At 47.9% G+C, this 24,183-nt stretch carries 21 protein-coding genes; 5 read left to right on the top strand and 16 right to left on the bottom strand.

All coding sequences use genetic code 11. From position 1 onward, the window contains the following. The first annotated feature begins 21 nt into the window (after positions 1-21). From MHN31_RS21475 to MHN31_RS21465, 3 genes are all read left to right on the top strand, one after another. Complete coding sequence (locus tag MHN31_RS21475; RefSeq protein WP_125564282.1) at positions 22-1,308, top strand: citrate synthase; 1,287 nt, start codon at positions 22-24, stop codon at positions 1,306-1,308. Between the two features lie 132 nt (positions 1,309-1,440). Beyond that, entirely contained in the window at positions 1,441-2,664 is a 1,224-nt protein-coding gene (locus MHN31_RS21470; RefSeq protein ID WP_239445279.1) for a cysteine desulfurase, read from the top strand. 2 nt (positions 2,665-2,666) lie between these two features. Continuing rightward, complete coding sequence (locus MHN31_RS21465) at positions 2,667-3,071, top strand: SufE family protein (protein ID WP_138536446.1); 405 nt, start codon at positions 2,667-2,669, stop codon at positions 3,069-3,071. Between the two features lie 25 nt (positions 3,072-3,096). Here the strand turns inward: MHN31_RS21465 and tcdA are convergent, their stop codons facing one another. The 7 genes from tcdA to MHN31_RS21430 form a co-directional block, all read right to left on the bottom strand. Then, entirely contained in the window at positions 3,097-3,891 is a 795-nt protein-coding gene (gene tcdA, locus MHN31_RS21460; protein ID WP_125564276.1) for a tRNA cyclic N6-threonylcarbamoyladenosine(37) synthase TcdA, read from the bottom strand. A 1-nt stretch (position 3,892) separates the two neighbouring features. After that, the gene (locus tag MHN31_RS21455) at positions 3,893-4,558 is read right to left on the bottom strand and encodes a TIGR01621 family pseudouridine synthase (RefSeq protein ID WP_239445278.1); all 666 of its coding nucleotides are present in this window, start codon (positions 4,556-4,558) and stop codon (positions 3,893-3,895) included. Further along, entirely contained in the window at positions 4,545-5,309 is a 765-nt protein-coding gene (gene kdsB, locus MHN31_RS21450) for a 3-deoxy-manno-octulosonate cytidylyltransferase (protein ID WP_239445277.1), read from the bottom strand. The genes MHN31_RS21455 and kdsB overlap by 14 nt, the downstream gene beginning before the upstream one ends. Next, positions 5,297-5,494: a Trm112 family protein gene (locus MHN31_RS21445; RefSeq protein ID WP_010381495.1), complete on the bottom strand. Its 198-nt coding sequence runs from the start codon at positions 5,492-5,494 to the stop codon at positions 5,297-5,299. Before MHN31_RS21445 ends, kdsB begins: the two co-directional genes overlap by 13 nt. Further along, on the bottom strand, positions 5,484-6,467 hold the full coding sequence (gene lpxK, locus MHN31_RS21440) for a tetraacyldisaccharide 4'-kinase (RefSeq protein WP_239445276.1): 984 nt from the start codon (positions 6,465-6,467) through the stop codon (positions 5,484-5,486). The genes MHN31_RS21445 and lpxK overlap by 11 nt, the downstream gene beginning before the upstream one ends. Continuing rightward, complete coding sequence (gene msbA / locus MHN31_RS21435) at positions 6,464-8,206, bottom strand: lipid A export permease/ATP-binding protein MsbA (RefSeq protein ID WP_239445275.1); 1,743 nt, start codon at positions 8,204-8,206, stop codon at positions 6,464-6,466. Before msbA ends, lpxK begins: the two co-directional genes overlap by 4 nt. Positions 8,207-8,269: 63 nt before the next feature. Then, on the bottom strand, positions 8,270-10,480 hold the full coding sequence (locus tag MHN31_RS21430; RefSeq protein ID WP_275446878.1) for a DNA internalization-related competence protein ComEC/Rec2: 2,211 nt from the start codon (positions 10,478-10,480) through the stop codon (positions 8,270-8,272). Positions 10,481-10,504: 24 nt separating this feature from the next. Between MHN31_RS21430 and MHN31_RS21425 the strand changes: the two genes are divergently transcribed. Then, a complete protein-coding gene (locus MHN31_RS21425) occupies positions 10,505-11,023 on the top strand; it encodes a DUF2062 domain-containing protein (protein ID WP_125564265.1) in 519 nt (172 codons plus the stop codon). Between the two features lie 122 nt (positions 11,024-11,145). On the opposite strand, the gene MHN31_RS21420 is transcribed toward MHN31_RS21425, so the two are convergent. From MHN31_RS21420 to MHN31_RS21380, 9 genes are all read right to left on the bottom strand, one after another. After that, positions 11,146-11,754 (bottom strand): MarC family protein, encoded by a 609-nt coding sequence (locus MHN31_RS21420; RefSeq protein ID WP_010381499.1) that lies wholly within the window; start codon positions 11,752-11,754, stop codon positions 11,146-11,148. Between the two features lie 259 nt (positions 11,755-12,013). Then, complete coding sequence (locus MHN31_RS21415) at positions 12,014-15,355, bottom strand: leucine-rich repeat domain-containing protein (RefSeq protein ID WP_239445274.1); 3,342 nt, start codon at positions 15,353-15,355, stop codon at positions 12,014-12,016. Between the two features lie 364 nt (positions 15,356-15,719). Further along, a complete protein-coding gene (locus MHN31_RS21410; protein ID WP_049866073.1) occupies positions 15,720-16,481 on the bottom strand; it encodes an SDR family oxidoreductase in 762 nt (253 codons plus the stop codon). A gap of 21 nt (positions 16,482-16,502) precedes the next feature. Next, on the bottom strand, positions 16,503-17,393 hold the full coding sequence (mmsB, locus tag MHN31_RS21405) for a 3-hydroxyisobutyrate dehydrogenase (RefSeq protein ID WP_239445273.1): 891 nt from the start codon (positions 17,391-17,393) through the stop codon (positions 16,503-16,505). A gap of 11 nt (positions 17,394-17,404) precedes the next feature. Further along, entirely contained in the window at positions 17,405-18,544 is a 1,140-nt protein-coding gene (locus MHN31_RS21400) for an enoyl-CoA hydratase/isomerase family protein (RefSeq protein WP_239445272.1), read from the bottom strand. Then, entirely contained in the window at positions 18,544-19,320 is a 777-nt protein-coding gene (locus MHN31_RS21395) for an enoyl-CoA hydratase (RefSeq protein WP_239445271.1), read from the bottom strand. Before MHN31_RS21395 ends, MHN31_RS21400 begins: the two co-directional genes overlap by 1 nt. 12 nt (positions 19,321-19,332) lie before the next feature. Beyond that, positions 19,333-20,490: an acyl-CoA dehydrogenase family protein gene (locus tag MHN31_RS21390; RefSeq protein WP_058795628.1), complete on the bottom strand. Its 1,158-nt coding sequence runs from the start codon at positions 20,488-20,490 to the stop codon at positions 19,333-19,335. 132 nt (positions 20,491-20,622) lie between these two features. Further along, on the bottom strand, positions 20,623-22,113 hold the full coding sequence (locus tag MHN31_RS21385) for a CoA-acylating methylmalonate-semialdehyde dehydrogenase (protein WP_049866069.1): 1,491 nt from the start codon (positions 22,111-22,113) through the stop codon (positions 20,623-20,625). A 68-nt stretch (positions 22,114-22,181) separates the two neighbouring features. Next, positions 22,182-23,360, bottom strand: a complete 1,179-nt coding sequence (locus MHN31_RS21380) for an acetyl-CoA C-acyltransferase (RefSeq protein ID WP_010381507.1) — start codon at positions 23,358-23,360, stop codon at positions 22,182-22,184. 394 nt (positions 23,361-23,754) lie between these two features. Between MHN31_RS21380 and MHN31_RS21375 the strand changes: the two genes are divergently transcribed. After that, positions 23,755-24,147: a MerR family DNA-binding transcriptional regulator gene (locus MHN31_RS21375; RefSeq protein ID WP_010381509.1), complete on the top strand. Its 393-nt coding sequence runs from the start codon at positions 23,755-23,757 to the stop codon at positions 24,145-24,147. The last annotated feature ends 36 nt before the right edge of the window (positions 24,148-24,183 follow it).

The raw sequence follows: 24,183 nt of genomic DNA, 5'->3' as shown, positions 1-24,183 counted from the left end.
TATTTCATAGGAGATAAATAGATGGCAGATAAGAAAGCCACAGTCCATATCGATGGTCATGATCCGATCGAACTCCCGATCTACTCTGGCACTGCTGGCCAGGACGTAGTTGACGTCCGCACACTTGGCGCTCACGGCTTCTTCACATACGACCCTGGTTTTATGTCGACTGGCTCTTGCGAATCATCTATTACTTATATCGATGGTGCAAAGGGTGTACTACTACACCGTGGTTACCCAATCGAGCAATTAGCAGAGCAATCTAACTACATTGAGCTGTGCTACCTGCTTCTAAACGGTGAATTACCAAACGACGCGCAACTTGAAGAATTTGCAAAGAACATCACGCACAACACTATGTTGCATGAGAAAATTGCGTCTTTCTTCCAAGGTTTCCGTGTAGATTCTCACCCAATGGCAATGCTTTGTGGTGTGGTTGGTGCATTGTCGTCATTCTACCATGACGACCTGGACATCTCAGACGCTGATCAGCGTATGCGTTGTGCAATCAAGCTGGTTGCTAAGCTGCCAACGATTGCTGCTATGGCATACAAGTACAACACAGGTCAGCCGTTCGTCTACCCACGTAACGACCTTAGCTACGCTGAAAACTTCCTGCACATGATGTTCTCAGTACCGGCTGAAGAGTATAAGGTGAACCCTGTTCTGGCGAAAGCAATGGATCGTATCTTCATGCTTCATGCTGACCATGAACAGAACGCATCTACTTCAACAGTGCGTCTTGCTGGTTCTTCAGGTGCTAACCCTTACGCTTGTATCGCAGCGGGTATCGCTTCACTTTGGGGCCCTGCGCACGGTGGTGCAAACGAAGCATGTCTGAACATGCTGGAAGAAATTGGCACAGTTGACCGTATCGACGAATACGTTGCAAAAGCAAAAGACAAGAACGACCCGTTCCGTCTGATGGGCTTTGGTCACCGTGTATACAAGAACTTCGACCCACGTGCGACAGTAATGCGTCAAACTTGCCACGAAGTACTTAAAGAGCTGAACATTCAGGATCCATTGCTTGACGTTGCAATGAAACTTGAGCAGATCGCGCTTGAAGACCCGTACTTTGTTGAGAAGAAACTGTACCCGAATGTTGATTTTTACTCAGGCATCATCCTGAAAGCAATCGGTATTCCGACCAGCATGTTCACTGTGATCTTCGCTATGTCTCGTACTGTTGGCTGGATCTCACACTGGAACGAAATGCTGTCTCAGCCGGGCCACAAAATTGGTCGTCCACGTCAGCTGTACACAGGTTACACTGCACGCGACTACAAAAAAGAAGGCGACAGATAAGCCTCGCTTAACTTACGCTTTTAAAATAGGGTTGCCAGTGGCAGCCCTTTTTTATGCCTCTCGATCAGACAGACTTGCAAGCCACTATAAATCCGGTAAAATCCGCCTGCTCAGGCGCAGTAGGAGACCCTTTTGAACGAAAACCCTTGCACACAACTTCGGCATGATTTCCCCATTTTTGAGGTGTCGGTAGATGACCAGCCATTGTGTTATTTAGACTCTGCTGCAACTACCCAAAAGCCGCATCAGGTGATCCTGGCTGTAAACGAATTTTACCAGTCTCAAAACGCCAATGTACACCGGGGTTTACACACCCTCAGTGAACAGGCAACGACCGCCTACGAAGCTGTGAGGGGCAAAATTGCGCAGTTTCTGAACGTACAAAGCAGAGAAATCGTCTGGACAAGTGGCGCGACAGCCTCGCTCAATTTAATCGCCTATGGCCTCAGCGAAGGTCTGAATAAAGGCGATGTGATCCTGCTTTCACCTTTGGAGCATCATGCGAATATCGTACCCTGGCAACTCGCAGCACAGCGCACAGGTGCACGTATTGAGTTGTTGCCAGTGGATGCGCAAGGTATTCTCCAGCTAGAACAAGCAAAAGCGTTGATTGCAAGCCTGAAACCAAAAGTACTGAGCGTCTGTCACGCCTCCAATGCACTGGGTAATATCAATGACGTGGCAGCATTGATAGGCTGCTGCAAGAAATTAGATACTGTTACAGTGATAGATGGCGCACAGTCTTTATTACACCTGCGCCCGGATCTGCAGCAACTTGATTGTGATTTTTATGTCTTTTCAGCCCACAAAGCGTTAGGGCCAACAGGCCTCGGTGGCCTGTATGGTCGCTATGAACTGCTGAATGCCCTGCCCGTCTATCAAAGCGGCGGTGAAATGATAGACACAGTCAGCTTTACTGGCACCACCTTTCGCCCAGCTCCCGAAAAATTTGAGCCCGGTACGCCCAACATTGCCGGTGTGATCGGCTTTGGCGCAGCCCTGGATTACCTTGTAACGCTTGAGCATGATTCTTTGTTCCAGCACGAACAGGCACTTTATCGCGCTTTAGTTGAACAACTGAGCGACATTGACGGGATCCGGATTTGGGGCGATACCACCCACAATGTCGGCACAGTCAGCTTTAGTTATAAAAATGAACATCATTACGACCTGGCAACGCTACTGAATACCCATGGTATTGCCGTCAGAAGTGGTCATCACTGCACGCAACCACTGATGGCGCATCTGGGCATTGAGGGGACTATCCGAGTCAGCCTGGCGTTTTATAATAATCATCAGGACATCTGTCGATTTATCGCGGCACTGAAAGACACAATCAGCTTATTAGAAGAGTAATTATGGACTTATCACACATAGAGCAGACCCTTGCTCAGCACAGCGCCTGGCAGGGCAAATATCGCGAAATCATGCTATTGGGCAAAGCACTTCCAGCGATGCCTGATGCGCTTAAAACGGAAGCTGCTCTGGTGAAAGGTTGTGAAAGTAAAGTTTGGTTGCACCTGGATCTGGATGAGCAACAACAGAGGCTGGTCCTCATCGCCGATTCCGACACACGTATAGTGAAAGGCTTACTTGCGATTATTCTTGCTTGCTATAACAACCAGTTACCAGAAGAAGCAAAGAAAGTTGATGGCTATGAATTATTTAACACTCTTGGCCTTATCAAGCACCTGAGCCCTTCTCGTGGTAATGGCGTTCGTGCGATTGTGGAACGTATTCATCAACAACTTCAGGTGCTGTAATAGCACCTGAATAACCCATTGCGAATTAACCAACTTCCCTCGCCCGCTTGTCCAGATACTTACGGATCGCTTTTGCCGCAGCAAAAAAGCCAAAACTGCCCGTGACCATAGTTGCAGAGCCGAACCCGGTCGCACAGTCCATATTCTTACTGCCATCAGCCATTTGTTTGGCCTTACAGACGCTACCATCACCAGTTGGGTAAACCAATTGCTCTGTTGAATACACACAATCAACAGCAAACTTGCGTTTCGGGTTAGTTGTAAAATTATATTGCTTGCGCAGCAGATATCGGACTTTTGCAAGCAAAGGGTCGTGTGTCGTTTTGGCCACATCCCCATAGCAAATCTGGCTCGGATCAGTCTGACCACCTGCACCGCCAGTGGTGATCACTGGAATTTTTTGTCGCTTACAGTGAGCGATTAGAGCGGCTTTTTCTTTGACGGCATCAATGCAGTCAATAACATAATCAAAACCCTGGATATGCGTTTTAATGTTATCCAGCGTGATAAAATCATCTATCACATCGACCTGACAATCCGGGTTGATGGACTGACAACGCGCCTGCATGGCTTCGACTTTAGGCTGGCCTATGGTCTCAGTTTTTGCATGCAGCTGGCGATTGACATTTGTGACACAGATATCATCTAGATCAATGAGGGTAATTTTACCTATGCCGGTTCGCGCCAGTGATTCGGCTACCCAGCTGCCAACACCGCCAATACCTATCACACAGAAGCTGGCTTCGCCAAGCCAGGTCAATTCTGTATTACCATACAAGCGGCCAATGCCACCAAACCTTAAAGATGTATCTTGCGTCATATTACCACTCTAACTTTCCGGGCTGCGCCCAGCTTTGCATTACTTCTGTGTCTGCCAGTTCAGCAAACCGTGCCCCGCCTTGTGGCAAAGCATAAAACGTCATTCTTTCGTTATCCCACTCAAAACTTAAACAGTAGGCATGCAGATAGACCCTGTCGGCCTCACTCCCCCCATAGCTGACATCGCCCAGAATAGGTGCAGACAGGCTTTTTAGCGCCACCCGCAACTGATGGGTTTTGCCACTGTAAGGCTTGAGTAAACAGGCTCTCAGACCCGGGGCTATGCTGGCACTGTAAAAGCGCGTGATGGCCGGATTGTCATTACTCGTTAATAACTTATAAGTCCCACGTCGCGACTTAGCCATATCGCCTTTGACCCAGCCTTGCTTCTTTTTAGGTTTACTGTCAATCAGAGCCAGGTAGAACTTATCCACGGCCCGACTGGTAAACAGCTCAGTCAGCCTGGCTGCGGCCTGACTGGAGCGAGCCAGTACCAGTAGACCGGAAGTCACCTTATCGAGTCGGTGCACCGGGTAAAGCTGCTCGCTGAGCTGCTCAGCTAATAAAGCAACAAAACCGCTTTCCTGCTCACTGTGAAAACTCACCCCGGCGGGCTTAAGCGCCACCACAAAGTCCGGGTGGCTGACAATGACCTCAAAGGGTGCCATTAAGATACTCTACGACACGCTTTAAATCTTCTGGTGTATCAACCCCGGCATAAACTGGACGGCAAGCCTTGGCAATTTTGATACGATAACCGTGATACAGCACGCGTAACTGCTCTAGCGACTCTTGACCTTCGAGGGGAGAAACCGGTAAAGCCAGATAGGTTTTAATGAAACCGGCACGATAGGCATAGATACCCACATGGCGTTGAAAATGCGCCAGTGGAACTTTGCTCTCATCCAGCGTCATCATGCTGTCGCGCTGAAACGGGATAGAAGCCCGTGAAAAATACAGGGCATTGTGGTGGGCGTCCTGAACCACTTTGACCGCATTCGGATTCAACACTTCTTGAACATCCGTAACGTCCACACTGAGTGTCGCCATTGGTGCTTCCTGCGCCTCATGCAGCAATGTAGCGACCTGAGTGATATTTTCCGGCGCCAGTAAAGGCTCATCACCCTGAACATTAACCACCAACGTGTCGTCAGCCAGTCCCAGCTGCTCAACCACCTCAGCAAGACGCTCTGTCCCCGACTGATGATCTTCTCGCGTCATCAATACGTTTTTAGTAAAAGCTTGAGCGCGCTCAAACACCTGCGCATTGTCAGTCGCAATATAAACGGCTTTAGCACCAGATTTCTGGGCCTGCTCATAAACATGTTGGATCATAGGCTTACCACAAATGTCAGCCAGTGGTTTGCCCGGCAGGCGGGTTGAAGCGTAACGCGCAGGAATAACGACTATGAATTCCACTTTTCGACCTCTTCGAGCGATAATTCGCGCGCTTCATTTTCCAGTAGTACTGGAATGTCGTTTCTTACCGGGTAAGCCAGTTTAGCAGCTGTGCTGATCAGCTCCTGATTGTCTTTGTCAAATCTCAGTTTTCCTTTGCAAACCGGACAGGCAATAATCTCGAGTAATTTAGTGTCAAAGGCCATGGTTGACTATCCCTTTTTGTTTTAATAACGAATTAAGTTGTTGTGTAAGTTCAGCACTTGGCTGTGCGTCTACTTTTAAATAATACCAATTTTCTTTACCGAATGACTGGCATTTTACTGCGTCTTTTTCGGTCATAAATACAGCCAGGTGTTCGCAGGTCGCAAAGTCTGACTCGCTGTAAGCGTGGTGGTCGGCAAAATGTAATGTATCAAGGAGCTCAACACCATCTGAACGCAATGACTGTTCAAAGCGTTGTGGATTGCCAATAGCACTCACAGCAATGCCCTGCTCAGCTATTTGTTCAATTGCCTGATTATCGCGGACACTGAAATAGCCACTGCTTACCAACTCATAGCCTACCCCTTCTGATTTTCCATTATAGACGACCAAGTCAGTGTGCTTCAGGCGGCTCGGCGTTTCACGTAATGGACCAGCCGGTAGTAACAGAGTGTTGCCAAAGCGGCGCTGCGCATCAACGATGCAAATCTCAATATCCCGGGCCAACTGATAGTGCTGCAGGCCATCGTCACTGACGATAATATCCGGTTTATCTTTGCGCATCAGCAGTTCAATACTCGCCTGGCGATCGCCACCTATCATCACCGGGCAGCCTAATCGCTTGTATATCAATAAAGGCTCGTCACCTGCTTCTTTGGCGCTGCTGCTATCTGTCACTCGATATGGCAGGCTGGGGGGATGTGCACCATAGCCACGGCTGATCACCGCGACTTTGAGACCCAAAGCTTCAAGATATGGCACCAGCCACAAAACAAACGGCGTTTTGCCGTTGCCACCTATGCCGATATTGCCAACGATGATCACCGGCACGGGCGCTTTATAGACACCTTTAAGGCCGAGCTTAAACAGCACCCTGCGCAGTGAACTCAGCAACCAAAATACACCTGACAAAGGCAACAATAAGATATTTATCAGCCCCAAGGGCTTATACCAGCTGCGCTCTAAGCGATTCATGCCTGCTCACCGTACTGCATCTGACACAAAGCAGCATAAATCCCCTTGTGCTCCAGCAATGCCTGATGCTTGCCTTGCTCGACAATGCGCCCCTGATCGAGCACATAGATGCAGTCTGATTGCTCAATGGTCGACAAGCGATGTGCGATCACAATAGAGGTTTTATCTTTCATCAGGTTGTCGAGCGCTTGCTGAATTAACCGCTCTGACTCAGTATCCAATGCAGAAGTTGCTTCATCCAATATCAGAATGGGAGCATTTTTAACAATTGCACGGGCGATAGCGATGCGTTGACGCTGACCACCGGAAAGCATGACGCCGTTTTCACCCACCATAGTATTTAAACCCTCTGGCAAGTCTTTGACAAATTCCCAGACATGCGCCTGTTTCGCCACCTGCTCCAGCTCCTCCTGGGTATAGGGGCGCTCCAGACCATACATAATGTTATTAGCGATGGTATCGTTGAACAACACCACCTGTTGTGACACCAGCGCGAACTGTTTACGCAGTGATGGCAAAGTGTAGTCTTGAAGTTTCACCCCATCTAGGGTGATCTCTCCTTCATCCCAGTCATAAAAACGTGGTAACAGGTTGGACAGCGTCGATTTGCCCGAGCCACTGCGCCCCACCAGCGCGATACTCTGACCTGCCGGAATTTGCAAAGATAAGGATTTTATAACGGCCTCGTCTTTGCCCGGATAATGGAATGTCACGCCAGAAACTGCCAGCTCGCCTTTCACGCTATCCGCTTCGAGCTCGCCTGTATTCTTTTCCTGCTCTTTGTCCAGAATTTCAAAAATACTGGTGGCAGCAGCAATCCCCCGCTGTAAATCGCTATTCACATTAGCCAGCTGCTTGAGCGGTCTGAGCATCATCATCATCGACGTGGTCAAAGACACAAAGGTACCCGACGAAATCGTGTCGATCATTTCTGGCATCGCGATAATAGCGAGTATCAACGCCATCGCGCTGGCTGCAATAATTTGGATCACGGAAACGCTCAGCGCCCTGGTTGCATCCATCTTCACCCTTTGCTGACGGTTGCGATTGTTGACATCGGCAAAGTGAGTAATCTCTTTATCCTGGCCACCGAAACCATGGATCACTTTATGCCCCGCCAGCATTTGCTCAGAGCTTCGAGTCACCTCTCCCATGGCATCCTGAATGTTTTTTGAGATCTTGCGAAAACGCTTAGAGACCAGATTAACAATCACGCCGACAATGGGAATGACGACTAAGAATATCAAAGACAACTGCCAGCTGGCATTGAACATCACCACCAGCAGAAACAGCACGAAGGCCCCTTCACGGATCATCACCTGCAAAGCTCGGGTTACGGCTTGTTGAACCTGTTCAGTATCAAACGTGATTTTCGAGATCATTTCGCCATTAGAGTGTTGATCATGAAAACTGACAGGTAAAAATAACATATGCTCAAACAAGGACTGACGTAGCTTTCTGACCACCTGAGAGCCCACATAGCTCAGACAGTATGATGCCATGTAATTGAAAATACCCCGTCCAATAACCAGTAGCACCACCACAATGGGTGCCATTTTTAACACTTCGGCGTTGCGCTCTGTCAGACCATCATCGATAAAAGGCTGCATCAACTGAACAAAGAGTGCGTCCATTGCGGCGTAACCGAGCATGCCAATAATGGCAAACAAGGCGGGCACTTTAAAATCGAAGGTGTAACTCAGAAGCCGCTTGTAGATCTGCTTGGCGGATTGTTGCATAGTGTCTCTCTGGTACGTCATAACCCGCGTATTGTAGCGGTACTGATGGCAAAACTGAATGCATTATCTTAAGAACCAAAAACTTTTCCTGTCCCGGGCGGTTTCTAATTGGACTTTTGTCCCGGTTACTTTGAATCGTATCTGACCTTTTATGGCCGTATCCAGCATACGACTGTTGATTGACTGATAACGCTTAACAACCTCCTCGTGCGGCAAGCGCCATGGTGAGTAATATCCGCGTGAGAACACCACCCACCTCGGAGCAACAGCAGAGACAAACGCCATGCTGGACGACGTGTTGCTGCCGTGATGTGGTGCTATCAGAATATCTGCAGGGATTTTTTCACCTTTTAATGCCAGCAATTCATGCTCAGCCAGCTGTTCTATATCCCCGGGCAATAACAGGTGGGTATTACCATCACTAACCCTGATCACACAGGAGTTATTGTTGTCAGTGTTCATCGGTGCTATCGGCCAGAGCGACTCGATAGTTAAATTGTCTATTGTCACCATTTGTATTGTACACAGCGCCTTGCCATCTCCTCCATGAAACTGCTCAAGCGAGCGGCCACCATCATAACGGTATAAATCTGCTAAACCGCCATTATGGTCGCTGTCATCATGGCTTATCACTGTATGCAGTAATCCAATACGACGCGCCTCAAGGTAAGGCTTGATCACATTGTCAAACAATGAATAACGAGAAAAATAACTGGCACCCAAGTCAATCAAAATACCTTTACCCTGCGTTGATACCAATACCGCAGTGCCATGGCCAACATCAAAGACATCCACCTGCCAGTCGGGAGGACGCTCAAGCACGCTAAATATCACCCCAGCAGACAATGGGATCCAGGCAAATATCCGAGTTACGGCACACGTGCATAGGAGCAGTGTCAGGTAGCCTAACGTCACCAACTCAATGCTCACGGTCCCAGTCGACTGCCAGTGATATGGAAAGGAATTTGCCCAATGATACACAGAATGCAAAAGTGCATCCAATGGGCCCAACAGAGTCATGTCCATGATCAACGCAGCAAGTACGTGCAACAACAAAAGCGGAAATATCACCATAGTCAACACAGGCACAACCAGCAGGTTAACCAAAATACTGCTCGCACTAAACCCATGATAGGAATAGAGAGTGAGAGGCAACAACGCAACAAATAGCGCGCATTGCAAATAACACAAAAGCTTAACTTTGGGCGCACGCTCTGATCCCTGCATTACAGTTCGAAACACGAAAAAGATCGTCACAACAGCCAGAAATGAAAAATACAGGCCCAGGTTAAGTACCGCAAAAGGATTCGCAATCAGGATAACGGCTAATGCATACAACAAGACTCTTGCGGGGCTGAGCTGCCGGGCAAACAAAAAGCAACATGCCCCCAGCAAAGCCATCAACCAGGCACGCTGCGCGGACACCTGCAATCCACTTAGCCATACATACCCGCCACTGAGTCCTAGCGCAAAAATAAAGTAGCCCAGCTGATAGTTGTGCCATTGAGATAAACGTGGCCACATAAACAACAAACAGAGCTTACAAAGAGCAAAACTCAATGCAAAAACAATGGCTACATGCAAACCAGAAATAGCCAGCAAGTGACTCAGGCCCAGAGATTTAAAATGGTCTTTGTCCGCTTGCGCAATGGCGCTTTTATCGCCTGTTAGCAACACATAATAGAACCAACCAAAATGTAAGCCATCGAACGCACCCGCCACCCAATCTCGATATGCCGCTCGCCAGGATTTATCTTCATTAACTATCACCTCAGATACGACGACCCGGCCTTTGTAAAATATCTGGCTACGAAAAGCATAAAGCTCGGCATCAAATACCGAAAAATTCTTTCGACTACGAAATGGCTTAAGAACGGCGGTTCCGGACAGAACAACCTCATTTAACTCACCAGGCAGTTCACCGCTCAACGAGGCATTGACCCGTATATTACGGTACCAGGGTACTTGATATTGACCCAATTGTTTCAGCTCCAGCGTGACATAAGGTCGCGCACTTGCACCCATCACTTTACTCACGACACCGGCCACTGCGATTTCCTGCTCTAAGACTTTTTCAGCAATTGGTGGCGCATAAACCAACCAATAGTGACAAATCGTCACAAAAATACCTAAAATAAAACCTGCCAAAACACTCGAAAAAGCCTTAAAATACCCGCAGAGAAAAAGGAGCACGCCTGAGCAGACGAACCACTGCCACTGACCCAGATAGAATACTGAGATCAGGCACCCGCTGATCAGGCCGCAGCAGATCAATATTGATGTAAATGGTTGATTAACATGCCAAAGAAGACGATCCAAAGGTTTCTACCCGATCACAATAAGATCAAACAGCAAAAGTCGCTGAAAATATTCGGCAGCTTGTTACATGACGCAAACCTTTGGCATTTAAATCGCCGCTCGGCGCGAGGGGCCTTCTCCGTCGGCCTGTTCTTCGCTTTCATCCCTGTTCCTTTTCAAATGGTCCTTGCAGCCGCCCTGGCGATTCCTTTCAGAGTCAATTTGCCACTTTCCATCGCGTTGGTATGGATCACTAATCCCCTTACTATGCCCCCTATTTTCTATGCATCTTATCAGGTAGGTGCGTTCGCTTTGGGCCAGGAGGAGCAACCGTTTCACTTTGAAGCCAGCTGGAACTGGCTGGTCGAGAGCCTCTCAACCATAGGACCCGCATTTATGCTCGGCTCGCTGATCTGCGCCTGTATGGCCGCGATTTTGGGCTTCTTTGTTATCGACTTTCTGTGGCGCCGCTCAGTGAATAAAGCCTGGGCTGAGCGTAACCAGCAATCCAGCCAATAACCCTCTTTATGGTTTAGCAGCCAACTGGCTGCTTTTCCAGCGAACTATTATACCAATCCCCATAAGTTGCTCTTAAAGAGAGGAAGTCTCTCAAATTGGGTATGTCTTCATCTGGATTGGCATTACTTATCAAAGTAACTCACAAAACCTGCCAGCGCATTGGTCACAGCCACGGACGCCAGTATCAGCCCCATCACACGGCTTATTACACTGGCACCGGCATTACCTATTACTTTGTGGATACTGCTAGCGACCAACATCAACAGTAAAGTCAGCAAAATAACCGCCAACATCATCGCCACGGTTTGTACCTGCTCGAACAAATTAAATCGGGCATTTTCTGTTAGCAGTACACACGCCAGTATGGCACCAGGACTGGCTATGGACGGGACTGCAAGCGGAAAGATTGCGGTTTCATGGTGATCCCGGACTAATTTCACTTCTTCGTCTGGTTTACTTTCACCAAAAATCATCGACAATGCGAACAGGAACAGCACAATACCACCGGCTATCTGAAACGCCGGCAAAGGTATGCCCATCGCTGTAAGCAGAAGCTCTCCGGCAATCGCAAAAAAGACCAGTAAAACAGCAGCAACTAAGCTGGCAATCATGGCTATCTTACGCTTTGCCGCAGCATCGTAGCCACGAGTGACGGCAATGAATACAGGCACAGTCCCGATCGGATCGATAACGGCAAAAAAGAAAATAAACGTCGCAACAAAGTCAATCACACCATGTCCTTACAACACGCAACAGACAAACCTTGTTGTTTACTCTAGCAGCGGCAAATAAAAATGACTAAGTTATTTTTGTCACTTCTGAGAAGGTCATTTTCACTTCGGGGACACGTTTAAACCATTTAAAGGAATGTATTAGCACCACTTCGCTAATTGATCTTCAGGGCCGAAGCTCTTAACAAACAACTAAATAATGCTGTCTCTTTTTAGGGAAGAGAGAAAGCAACTTAGTGCTTTCTCTTGTTGTAACTCGCTAGTGCAAATGACTGCGATGCGCTGGCATATTAGGTTCCACAAATTCACGCTGCGTTTTTCCGTCACGCAGCATTAGTTCAAAGTGCTGATTCATTTTTTCGCCAGCCTTTGTCGCCTGAACTGGCTGTTGGCTATTCGTTCCAATCACAGAGCCAAATGGCACCTGCCGATACTGACACACCATACCGGTACAGATAACATCATCATCTATCGTCAGCCAAGTTATATCAGGGTTATTGGTGACATCTAGCTCAGTCAGCTCGGTATCACCCGCCAGTAATGTAGTTAGCCTGATGTTCTGCGACACATCAAGCGAAGTGATTGCGGTTTCTTCCAGATTCAGCTCCTTCAGTGACTTATAACCAGTCAAATCAACATCTGTTATCGGGCTACCAGCGAGGGTCAACAACGATAGCTGATCTGAACCTAATGGGGCCAAGTGTGTTATGTTAGTTCTTCCCAATTGCAAGCCATGCAATTGAGAATGATGTCCGGACTTTAGTTCTGACAAGGGGTTGTTCTGTAAATCCAAATATTGAAGCGACTTCAAATGACTGATATCCAAATCCTTTATCTGATTATTCCATAAATGCACGTCGCTCAATGACGGTGCACCCGACAAATCAATCTCTGCTATCTGGTTGTCTCTGCCATAAATTTGCCAGAGCTTTGGGTGTGCTGTGAGCTTCAGAGAGCCTAAATCGGTATTTTCTATACCCAAAGTTTCAAGTTCAGTATTGGCAGATAAGTTAACTTCTCTCAGATTCCCCTCATAAACGCTTAAGCTGATCAGTTTTGTAAACACAGATGTATCTAGTGACTCAACCTCAGGCTGATTCAATGTAAGAGAAGTCAAATTTGTAAACCTGTTTAAAACCTGGGCGTCAGTCAACCCACTGGATACCTCTAAAGACTCCAGCTGGGCTGACTCAGTTGCGTCTATTTCTTCGATCAGGTGAGACGAAATCATCAACGATTTCAACAAAGATAAAGAACTGATATCCAGCTGCTCTAACGTATCATCGACCACGCGCAACTCAGTCAGATGCGTGTTGCCCGATAAATTGAGTGTGCTAAGTTGATTGCCTGTCACATTTAAAAAAGTAAGCTGTTTGAGTCGGGCTACATCGAGCGAATTGAGGCTCAGGTCATCCACGACGAGAAGTTTCAGCAAAACGTTCGCTGACAAGTCAAGCCCGACTTGTTCAAAACCTGACAAGATCAGTTCCTCTAACCCATGCATGTGACTAACATTTATCGGACTCAAAGCATTTTGATAAATAATCAGTGATTTCATTAACCTATTATTGGATAAGTTCAGTTCAGTAATTCCGGTATATGAAAGGTACAATGATTCCAACTTGGTATTATTAGAAACGTCCAATTCCGCTAAGCTACTGCCGCCCAGGGCAAGTTCTTTGAGTTCACTCAGCATACTAACATCCAGCGACCGTAGCTGTTGCCCCGAAATTTTTAGCGATACCAGCGACTGGTTGCCAGATAAATCCAGTGTAATTAGATCTGTACTCCTAGCATTTAATTGCGCTAACAGTGGATTATTTGACAGATCTAGCTTGTCTAGAAAGCGCAATCCGTAAACACTTAATTCGCTCAGCAATGGATTACCTGAAATATCCAACTTTCTGATATCTGTATGGCTTACTGACAGTTTTTCTAATTTTGCTAATCCTTTCACGTCAATACTTAACAGAGGATTATGACCTGCGTCCAGTTCCCTCAATATAGGCGTATGAGCAAGATCTATTTGACGCAGATCATTCCCGGCCAGACTTAATACCGCCAGGTTGGCATTGTTCAACAGATCAAGATGCCGCAGGTCATTTTCTCTTAAGAGTAGTTCTTCAAGTTTGCTGTTCTTGGATACATCCAGCTCCGTAAGCTGATTGTATGCCATTTGCAAGTATCGAAGCTCAGTGAGTGCACTGACATCGAGCGTTTTGAGCTGATTGTCACTTAGCTGAAGAGAAGTAAGCTTGGGGTTGTTTGACACATTAATATCGGTCAGCTGCGCGTCTCCCACGGTAAACCCTTCCAGCTTGCCGAGCATAGAGACGTCAATGCGTGAAATTGGATTGCTCCAAAAATACAAATCGGTCAGGTTAAGATTAGTGCTCACATCAATCGTACTTAGGCTGGTGTTATTCACTCTCAACGATTCAAGCTGAGTCAGGCCTGTTACATTCAAGGTTTTGAGGGCCTCACCTGCGATCCACACTTGTCTGAGCTCCAGGTGCTGACTCAAATCAAGCTCAGTTACTGTCTCAGCAGTGCTGATAGAAAGATAGGATAAACCTTTCAGATGAGAAAACGCCACTGTCTCTGTAAAAGGGTTCATACCCAGTGATAAGTCAGTCAGCTCAGTCACAGGTGTGAGATCGATCTCGGTTAATAAGTTATTGCTGGCGAACAATACACGCAGCTGTGCGTTACCAGACAAGTCCAGGCTACTTAACTGGTTGTGGGATACCTTAAGTTCCCGAAGATTGGTCAGAGCAGACACATCAAGCTGTTTCAGCTGATTATATCTGGCGGACAGTGACGTTAAGGCACGCAGTGCTGAGATATCCAGGGTTTCTATCTCATTACTTTCGACATTCAGTGAAGTCAAAGAAGTAAATAGCTCAATCCCATCGAGAGACTTTATGCCTTTTTCATTACAGACTAATTCACTGACCTCGTCCGGGTATGTATATCCCTGCTCAATAAGGCAGCTTTTAAGTCCGTCATCCAGCGTGTCATTATCAGCTATGGTGGTCTCAGCAACAAAACGCACATTCAATGTACAAGCGGCGGTTAAAGCCTGCGTCACATACTGACCACCTTGTAAGACGCCATCACAACCTGTGATGCTCTCAAGCTGATAGCGCTGAGCTGGTGTTATTGTAAAAGTAGCCTGATGCCCATATGCAACCTCGACTTGTTCGGGGCTGACACTCCCCTCACCTGTTACGTCAACACTCACTTTGTACACTATAGGGTTAAAACTGGCTTCAATAGTACAGTCCTGCTGTACAGGAGCCAATGTATAGGTGCCATTGTTGAGCGCTCCTTCACAACCCGAAACCTGTCCAACTTCAAACCCCTCGGCTGGAGTAAGTTCAAATGAACCGGTTTGGTTTGCTAATAGCTGCAGCGAACTCGGCTTTATACGGCCTTCGCCAGAAACGCTTGTTGTTACGCTGTATTTTTGTGTAACGGCAACTTTACCCGCTATCCCTGAGTCAGCATTAGATTTTCCATCATCCGATCCACCGGAACAACCTGCCAGAACCAAGGGAATTGCACATGCTGCCACAGCCTGATAAACATTAAATTGCAAAATCCTACTCCTTATTTGCAAAAGCAACAAATGTTAAGAGCATGAATTATATGATGTTCCCATTTTAAGTAAATGTTTAATTATTAATAATCTACGGCATTCAACAAATAATGAAGTATTTCATAAAGACTATCGAGGTACAGAGTGGGATGATGGTTAACAAGAAGAAGGCAGAACGCCTGAGAAAAAAGCTATGGAGAATCCGCATAAACAGCAGAAACTAAAAAGCGGCAGGTATGCGTGGCCTGCCGCTTGATTCAACACACTTTCTTCTTTCGAAGATAAAGGAACATAAGTATGCGAATTCTTTTGTATTGGTTTTAGGACAAAAATAAAAGCAAACCGATACTTAAGTATTAATTTATCAGAGTCTGATCCCGCCGTCAATTTCTACTACACGACCAGTGAAAAAGTCATTCTCAATGATGTATTTCGCTGTGTGGGCTATCTCGCCCGCTTCACCCAGACGACCAACGGGTTTCATCTTCAACAGTCGCTCTTTGGCTTCTGGTTTCATTGCGTCTGTCATCTGTGTGCGGATCACACCAGGTGCGATTGCACCGACACGAATACCATAGCGACCAAGTTCTTTAGCCCAGGACGTTGTCATCGCAACAACACCCGCTTTGGCGGCTGAGTAGTTGGTCTGGCCCATGTTACCTGCCCGTGCGACACTCGACATATTAATGATAACGCCGCCTTCCTGGCCTTCTACCATCTTAGTTGCCGCTTCACGACCACACAGGAATACCCCGGTTAAGTTAACATCTAATACAGACTGGAACTGTTGCAGTGACATCTTGTCAGTCACTTCTCCGTCTTTGGCTTTTAATAACAGGCCATCACGCAAAATGCCTGCGTTGTTAACCAGCACCGAGATCTTACCGAGATCTGCGACTATGTCGTTAAACACTTGCTCAACGTCACTTTCCAGGCTTACGTTCGCCACATAGGTTTTTACTTCAACATCCAGTGCTCTAAGCTCTGTAGCTGCTTCTTGCAGCTGTTCTTCCTGCATATCAATCAGTGCCAGCTTGGCACCCATTTTTGCCAGTTCCGTTGCCATCGCAAAGCCCAGGCCCTGCGCACCACCGGTGATCACCACCGCTTTATTCTTTATATCCATGATATTTCAACCCTGCTTCTGTTACTGCTTTTGTGAATAGAGTTTAAAAATAGCACTAAAATCTTCACTGCCACTGCCCTGATTCTGCATCAGGTTGTAGAGATTTTTTGCCAGTGCCCCCATCGGCGTAGCCGAGTTTGTTTGCTGTGCCGCCTGCATCGCCAGTCCCAGATCTTTGGCCATCAAATCAACCATAAATCCAGGTTTATACCCATTTGACGAAGGCACATTCTCTAATACGTCCGGACATGGGTTATATAACTCCAGTGTCCAGTTGCGACCCGAGCTGTTGAGCATAATCTCACTCAATACTTTTGGATCAAGGCCGTGGTCAACGCCCATTTGCAGTGCCTCACTAGTGCCTGCCATGAGTATTGATAGCAGCATATTATTACAGATCTTAGCGACCTGGCCTGCCCCCACAGCTCCGGCATGGAAAATATTCTTCCCCATGTCGTTAAGCACGGTTTGCGCTTTATTGAAGTCTTCGTCATTACCGCCAACGATAAAAGTCAATGTACCCGCGGCAGCACCTGCGACACCACCTGAAACAGGTGCATCAACAAATGCAATGCCAGCGTCAGTCAGGGCACTACCAACAAACTGCGCTGATTCTGCATCTATGGTTGAGCAGTCGATTACCAACGTCGACTTTTCAAGATAGTTGATTAAGCCATCTTCGCCAGTATAAATCATCCGCACATGCTTGCTGGCAGGTAGCATACTCACGACAAAATCGGCACCAGAGCACACATCAGAGACTTTGTCTGCCGCCACAGCCCCCAAAGATACAAGGTGTGCCACTGCTTCAGTACTGAGATCAAACACAGTGACCTGGTGCCCGGCTTTCACCAAATTGGCAGCCATTGGGCCACCCATATTTCCTAAACCAATAAATCCAATCTTTGCCATATGTTTATTCCTTACAGATCAGCCAGGGGATGCGTGCTCTCTTCCCAGCGTGGTGCAAAAAAGCTGTCTATCACTTTGCTGTCTACGTCAGCAATGGTCTTAAACTGCCATTGAGGTTGTCCGTCTTTGTCAATCAACAGCGCACGCACACCTTCACGGAACTCGCCCACTTCACCACAACGCACCGACATTGCCAGCTCGCGTTGAAAGCAATCTTTGAGTGACAACCCTTCGGCACGATTTAGTTGTGCCTGGATCAACACGGCACTGAGCGGAGAACCATGTTTTAACGCTTTTTGCGCTTTGCTCAGCCATTTATTCTCTGCGCTGTCGAGGGCCAGAATGTGCTCAACCTGGGCATCCAGCGTGTCTAGCTCAGCCAATTTAGCAAAAGACTCAGCCAGCGGCTTGATTTCGCTGCGCGGCGGAATGTGCGACGCTTCATCGAGGGAAATAAGTAGCTGAGTCAATTTCTCATGATTGAGTACGTTGGTCTTACCCCAGTTGACTTCACTGAGGTTGTGCAGCAGCATATCCAGCCGCTCACCGTCCATATAATGATCCGCCAGACCAACAAATTTGGCATCAGTGGCATTGATAGACGCGCCAGTCAGGCCCAGGAATAAGCCCACACCGGCCGGCATTTTGTTGAGGAAATAGCTGCCGCCCACATCCGGATATAAACCAATGGTGATCTCCGGCATAGCGATACGTGATGATTCAGTCACCACACGATGACTGGCTCCGGCCATCAAGCCCAGGCCACCACCCATGATAATGCCATTGCCCCACAGCAAGATCGGTTTATCATAATTATGGATGTGATAATCAAGGCGATATTCCTCAGCAAAGAAGACTTCCAGATGATTATTACCATCTTCCGCTGCCATTGCATTGTAGAGGCTAACCACATCACCACCGGCACAGAACGCTTTCTCTCCCGCGCCTTTGAGCAATACCATAGCTACCTGCTCGTCTTCAGCCCACACTTTGAGCTGTGGTTCGAGCAGGCGGATCATTTCCAGGTTAAGTGCATTGAGTGCTTTTGGCGCATTAAGGGTGGCCACTGCCACCTTCATGCCGTTATTACAGTGCGCCAACTCAAATACCACAGGGGCATCTGCCTGGTTCAGTAACTGTAATTCAACCATTAGCCATTCACCCAGTTTGCTTTACGTTTTTCCAGGAAGGCATTCACGCCCTCTTTCTGATCTTGTGTGTCGAACAGAGTCACAAACAGTTCTCGCTCAAGCGGCAAAGCACTGTTGATGGTGCCTGTACGACCTTTTTGGATCAGAGCTTTACAGGCGGTAACGGCCACTGGGCTTTGGTCTTCAACTTTCTTGGCCAGCTCAAGCGCAGCTTCGAGCGCTTTGCCCTGCTCAACCACTTCTTCAACCAGTCCAATCTCCCGCGCTTTATCCGCTTTGAGGCGTTCACCACACAGAATCATGCGCTTAGCCCAGCCTTCACCTACCAGCCAGGATAGGTTTTGTGTGCCACCGGCACAAGGCAGTAAGCCCACTTTAGCTTCTGGCAGTGCCATTTGCGCCTGCGCTTCTGCAATACGAATATCACAGGCCAGTGCGACTTCCAGGCCACCGCCCATCGCAAAGCCATTAATGGCCGCAATAGACACACCGCGGAAATCACTCAGCGTTTCAAATGCTTCACCAAATACGCGAGACATATCCGCCGCAACGCCTTTGTCGCCATCGGCAAACACATTCAGGTCGGCGCCCGCTGAGAAGAACTTTTCACCTTCCCCGGTGATCACCAATGAATAAATATTTTTATCGGCATTAAGCTCGATCACCAGCTCTTTGAGGCCTACCAGAGTGTCGCGAGTCCAGGTGTTAGCCGGTGGGTTCGACATAGTAACTATCGCGATGTGACCTTGTTTTTCGAGTTTCAATTGTGCTGACATAATGATGCTCCTTTACAATACGCTTGCTGCGCCTTCGGCTAAAATTCGGCGTGCAATGATCACCCGCATGATCTCATTGGTGCCTTCCAGGATTTGATGAACGCGTACATCACGCAGGTGGCGCTCTAGTGGGTATTCTTTGATGTAGCCATAACCACCATGAATTTGTAATGCATCATCACAAACTTTAGTACCGACATCGGTGGCAAAGCGCTTTGCCATGGCACAATAAGTGGTTTTTTCACTGTCGTTGCTGTCTAGTTTAAAGGCTGCCAGGCGCACCATCTGACGCGCTGCAACCAGTTCTGTGTTCATGTCGGCAATCTTAAATTGAAGTGCCTGGAAAGCCGCCAGAGGCTTACCAAATTGCTGACGCTCCTGCATATATTCTTTGGCTGTATTCAACGCCTGTTGTGCAGTGCCGATAGAACAAGTCGCAATGTTGATACGCCCACCGTCCAAGCCTTGCATGGCAAACTTAAACCCTTCGCCTTCTTTGCCCATCAGGTTGGCTGCAGGAATGCGTACATCTTCAAATGTAACCAGACGAGTTGGCTGAGCGTTCCAGCCCATTTTTTCTTCTGCTTTACCATAGATGACACCCTCGGCATCTGCCGGAACAACAAAGGCCGAAATGCCTTTCGGACCGTCTTCACCTGTTCGGGCCATCACAACCAGCACATCGGTCTCACCCGCACCAGAGATAAACATTTTCGAGCCATTCAGAACATACTCATCGCCTTCCAGCACGGCTTTCGTTTTCAAAGACGCCGCATCAGAGCCCGAGCCAGGTTCAGTCAGGCAGTAAGAAGCCAGTAGCTCCCCCATCACCAACTGGTCCATGTATTGCTCTTTGACCGCATCGGTTGCGAAGCTGGCGATCATCCAGGTCGCCATGTTGTGTATAGTCAGCATCGCCGTGGTTGCCGTACAGCCCATCGACAATTGCTCAAAAATAATGCTTGAATCAAGACGCGACAGACCCAGACCACCCGCTTCTTCCGGTGTGTATAAGCCACAAAAACCCAGCTCACCGGCTTTTTTGATAACGTCTTTAGGGAAAATGTGTTTCTGATCCCATTCAGCTGCATGGGGTGCCAGTTCACTCATAGCAAACTGATATGCGGTTTCGGCGAATGCCTGTTGATCTTCGTTGAGATTAAAGTCCATAAAAGACCTCACTTGTTGTCATGTCGGGCGAAGTGACGATTCTGCCCGGCGTTATTCTTATGTACCTGAGTCTCAGGTATTACTACGAAAGGCCCGGGCTAAAGCCGGGCCTGAAAGGGTAACTGATTGGTGTTATCGCAGGTTAATGCTCATGTTAGGGCCGGTTACGGCCTCATCAGCAAACCAACGCGATGTGATGGTCTTGGTTTCGGTGTAGAAACGCACACCTTGCTTACCATAGGTATGCTGATCACCATAAAAAGAGTTTTTCCAGCCGGTGAATGAGAAGAACGGCAATGGCACAGGAATTGGAATATTGATCCCCACCTGACCGACTTCGATTTCATGCTGGAACTTACGTGCCGCAGCACCACTCGCAGTGAACAAGGACGTACCGTTACCATATGGGCTGTTATTAACCAGCGTAATGGCTTCTTCCAGCGTATCAACACAGACGCAGTTTAGTACCGGGCCAAAAATCTCTTGCTTGTAGATATCCATCTCTGGAGTCACATCAGTGAACAGCGTTGGGCCAACCCAGTTGCCATTTTCATAGCCTTCAACCGTAAAGTCTGAGCCATCTAGCAAACACGTTGCACCTTGTTGTTTACCACTTTCGATCAGTGATAAAATACGTGCCTTGGCCTGAGCCGAGGTTTGCGGGCCATAAGCCGCTTCTGGGTCGTTCCACACACCCGGGCGTACTTTTTCAAGGCCGGCCTTTAAGTCGTCGATCCACTCTTTGGACTTACCAACGAAGACCGCTACGGAGATACCCATGCAACGCTGACCCGCTGCCCCCACAGATGCACCCACCAGGTTGTTAATGGTTTGCTCGCGGCTGGCATCTGGCATGATCACCATATGGTTTTTCGCGCCTACACAGGCCTGAACACGTTTCAGGTTCTCAGTGCCTTTACTGTAGATATAAGACCCTACACCGCATGAGCCAACAAAAGAAATTGCGCGTACTTCAGGCGCTGTCAGGATTTGGTCAACCTGCTCTTTTGCACCGTGTACAACTTGCAGAACCCCTTTTGGTGCGCCTGCTTCTTCGAACAGCTCTACCAGACGCATTGGCGTCAGAGGGTCTTGCTCAGATGGCTTTAATACGAATGTGTTACCACACACAATCGCCATTGGGAACATCCACAGTGGGATCATCGCCGGGAAGTTGAACGGCGTAATACCCGCACACACACCCAGCGGTTGAATATAAGAATATGTGTCGATGTTACGGGCAACGTTCTCAACCGTTTCGCCCATCATCAGCGCCGGTGCATTTGCAGCCTGCTCCACAACTTCAATACCACGCCATACATCGCCCTTGGCATCTTCAAAGGTCTTACCAAGTTCATGACAGATAATGGTCGCAATTTCTTCCTGGTGCTCTTTGAGCAATGCAGCATAACGCATCATAATGCGCGCACGCTCAGTTACTGGCACATTACGCCAAGTCTTGAATGCCTCTTGCGCTGACGTGATAGCAGCCTGTACTTCATCGTGCGTCGCACACGGCACCTGCGCCAAAACTTCCTGATTCGCCGGATTGACGACATCTAACCACTTGTCAGACTGAGACTGGGTAAATTCACCGTTGATGTATAATGGTACCTGGTGCATGTGCACTCCTCCCCAAATAAAACGAAAAAGCGCCGCTTAATTATTGTCGTTGCGGCGCTATACTTAACTTAAACTTCGACGGCTAATGCCACCGCTTCGCCACCACCAATACACAGTGAGGCAATGCCTTTTGACAAACCACGATTGCGTAGTGCATGAATAAGCGTTACCAGAATACGCGCGCCGCTGGCTCCGATTGGGTGACCCAATGCACAGGCACCACCGTTCACGTTTACTTTACTTTGATCAAGGCCTAACTCGCTGATTGCCAGCATAGTCACCATGGCAAATGCTTCGTTGATTTCCCACAGATCCACGTCATCTTTAGACCAGCCAGTTTGTTCAAGCAGTTTATTCATTGCACCTACTGGTGCGACTGTAAACTCGGCAGGTGCTTGAGAATGCGTTGTATGACCCGCAATTTTACACAGCGGTGTTAAACCGTGACGCTTTGCTTCTGATTCACTCATCAGCACGAGTGCTGCCGCACCGTCTGAAATAGAAGAAGAGTTTGCTGCGGTAATAGTGCCGTCTTTTTTGAACGCCGGGCGCAGTGACGGGATCTTGTCCGGACGCGCATTACCTGGCTGCTCATCAATCGCCACTTCAACATCACCTTTGCGAGTCGAAATCACATGTGCTGCAACTTCATTGTCGAAACTGCCATTTTCGATGGCTGCATTGGCTTTACTCAAAGAGCTAAGCGCAAACTCATCCATATTGTCACGCGTAATGCCGTACTCATCAGCCGTATCTTGTGCGAAGCAACCCATAGCTTTATTGTCGTAGGCGTCTTCAAGGCCATCCGCCATCATGTGATCTTTGATTTCACCATGACCCATACGCATACCACCACGCGCTTTAGGGATAAAGTAAGGCGCATTAGTCATGCTCTCCATACCACCTGCGATGGCATTATTGATGCTGCCAGCTTTAATTAAGTCATGCGCGAACATCGCAGCTTTAAGGCCTGAGCCACACACTTTATTGATGGTGGTTGCGCCTGTTGAGCGAGCTAATCCCGCATGCAACATAGCCTGACGTGCGGGTGCCTGGCCTAATCCAGCCGGCAATACACAGCCCATAATGACTTCATCAATGCTGGCATCTGACAAACCAGTCTCGGCCATAACCGCTTTAATTGCGGTTGCACCTAAATCAGTAGCGCTGGCACCTGAAAGGCTGCCCATAAATCCACCCATAGGGGTACGTTTTGCGGCGACAATGACAACAGCTTCGTTACTCATTAAAAAAACTCCTGTTTACAAGCAAGTTGCTTGCTTTTAGTAATCTCTTACGTCGAGCATACCTAATATTTACGTTTACGCCAACGTAAATCTAAAATCAAGCAAATTGCGATCTCTGAAAGTGTAAAGTTAAGTTGCACATCGAGGTTGCCACTGGTGTGGGATCGATGTGTCGTCCTCCTCGCCAGTCAGTCCTGAACAAGCGACTATACTGCATTGTGACGTACGATCTGGAGTGCCTCAGCGGGTCTTCTGCAAGCTAAACGAATACCTAAAGTAGACCAGTATGAGCGGCTTCGATATGCGACTATCGGATGAAACAAACACCATACTTTACCTTTACGTAAACTTCACTTATATTGGATAAATCAGTTTTGATGTAAGTGCGTAAACGATGCAAGACAACCAAGAACCAACTTATTCAATCAGCGAACTCGCCAAGGAGTTTGATATTACCACCCGAAGTATTCGGTTTTATGAAGATCAGGGATTACTTTCACCTGATCGTCACGGCCAGACCCGCATCTATTCAAAGCGTGACAAAGTCCGCCTCAAACTGATCCTGCGCGGCAAGCGTTTAGGCTTTACTCTGGCAGAAACCGGTCGCTTGTTTGAGCTCTACGACGCTGACAAATCAAGCGCCAAACAGCTTCATACTATGCTGCAACTGATCGAAGAAAAAAAGGCCGATCTGAGTCAGCAAATGGACGACATTAAAGTTGTCCTGATGGAGCTGGTGACAGCAGAACGCCGCTGCCTGGATACTTTAAAGAATTTAGACGAATAGTGATTGAGCAATGTAGCACTTAATGCGAGTCGCGGC

It is taken from the genome of Pseudoalteromonas sp. McH1-42 (assembly GCF_022347845.1).
GTDB lineage: Bacteria > Pseudomonadota > Gammaproteobacteria > Enterobacterales > Alteromonadaceae > Pseudoalteromonas > Pseudoalteromonas rubra_D.
Note: the sequence above shows the minus strand (reverse complement) of the source record. Positions and strands in the feature narration are given on the sequence as shown.

Excerpts from the sequence above, each read along its gene's own strand:
- MHN31_RS21475 (WP_125564282.1), top strand. The coding sequence starts at position 22 with ATGGCAGATAAGAAAGCCACAGTCCATATCGATGGTCATGATCCGATC.
- MHN31_RS21465 (WP_138536446.1), top strand. The coding sequence starts at position 2,667 with ATGGACTTATCACACATAGAGCAGACCCTTGCTCAGCACAGCGCCTGG.
- tcdA (WP_125564276.1), bottom strand. The coding sequence starts at position 3,891 with ATGACGCAAGATACATCTTTAAGGTTTGGTGGCATTGGCCGCTTGTAT.
- MHN31_RS21455 (WP_239445278.1), bottom strand. The coding sequence starts at position 4,558 with ATGGCACCCTTTGAGGTCATTGTCAGCCACCCGGACTTTGTGGTGGCG.
- MHN31_RS21445 (WP_010381495.1), bottom strand. The coding sequence starts at position 5,494 with ATGGCCTTTGACACTAAATTACTCGAGATTATTGCCTGTCCGGTTTGC.
- lpxK (WP_239445276.1), bottom strand. The coding sequence starts at position 6,467 with ATGAATCGCTTAGAGCGCAGCTGGTATAAGCCCTTGGGGCTGATAAAT.
- msbA (WP_239445275.1), bottom strand. The coding sequence starts at position 8,206 with ATGCAACAATCCGCCAAGCAGATCTACAAGCGGCTTCTGAGTTACACC.
- MHN31_RS21425 (WP_125564265.1), top strand. The coding sequence starts at position 10,505 with ATGCCAAAGAAGACGATCCAAAGGTTTCTACCCGATCACAATAAGATC.
- MHN31_RS21410 (WP_049866073.1), bottom strand. The coding sequence starts at position 16,481 with ATGGATATAAAGAATAAAGCGGTGGTGATCACCGGTGGTGCGCAGGGC.
- mmsB (WP_239445273.1), bottom strand. The coding sequence starts at position 17,393 with ATGGCAAAGATTGGATTTATTGGTTTAGGAAATATGGGTGGCCCAATG.
- MHN31_RS21400 (WP_239445272.1), bottom strand. The coding sequence starts at position 18,544 with ATGGTTGAATTACAGTTACTGAACCAGGCAGATGCCCCTGTGGTATTT.
- MHN31_RS21395 (WP_239445271.1), bottom strand. The coding sequence starts at position 19,320 with ATGTCAGCACAATTGAAACTCGAAAAACAAGGTCACATCGCGATAGTT.
- MHN31_RS21390 (WP_058795628.1), bottom strand. The coding sequence starts at position 20,490 with ATGGACTTTAATCTCAACGAAGATCAACAGGCATTCGCCGAAACCGCA.
- MHN31_RS21385 (WP_049866069.1), bottom strand. The coding sequence starts at position 22,113 with ATGCACCAGGTACCATTATACATCAACGGTGAATTTACCCAGTCTCAG.
- MHN31_RS21380 (WP_010381507.1), bottom strand. The coding sequence starts at position 23,360 with ATGAGTAACGAAGCTGTTGTCATTGTCGCCGCAAAACGTACCCCTATG.
- MHN31_RS21375 (WP_010381509.1), top strand. The coding sequence starts at position 23,755 with ATGCAAGACAACCAAGAACCAACTTATTCAATCAGCGAACTCGCCAAG.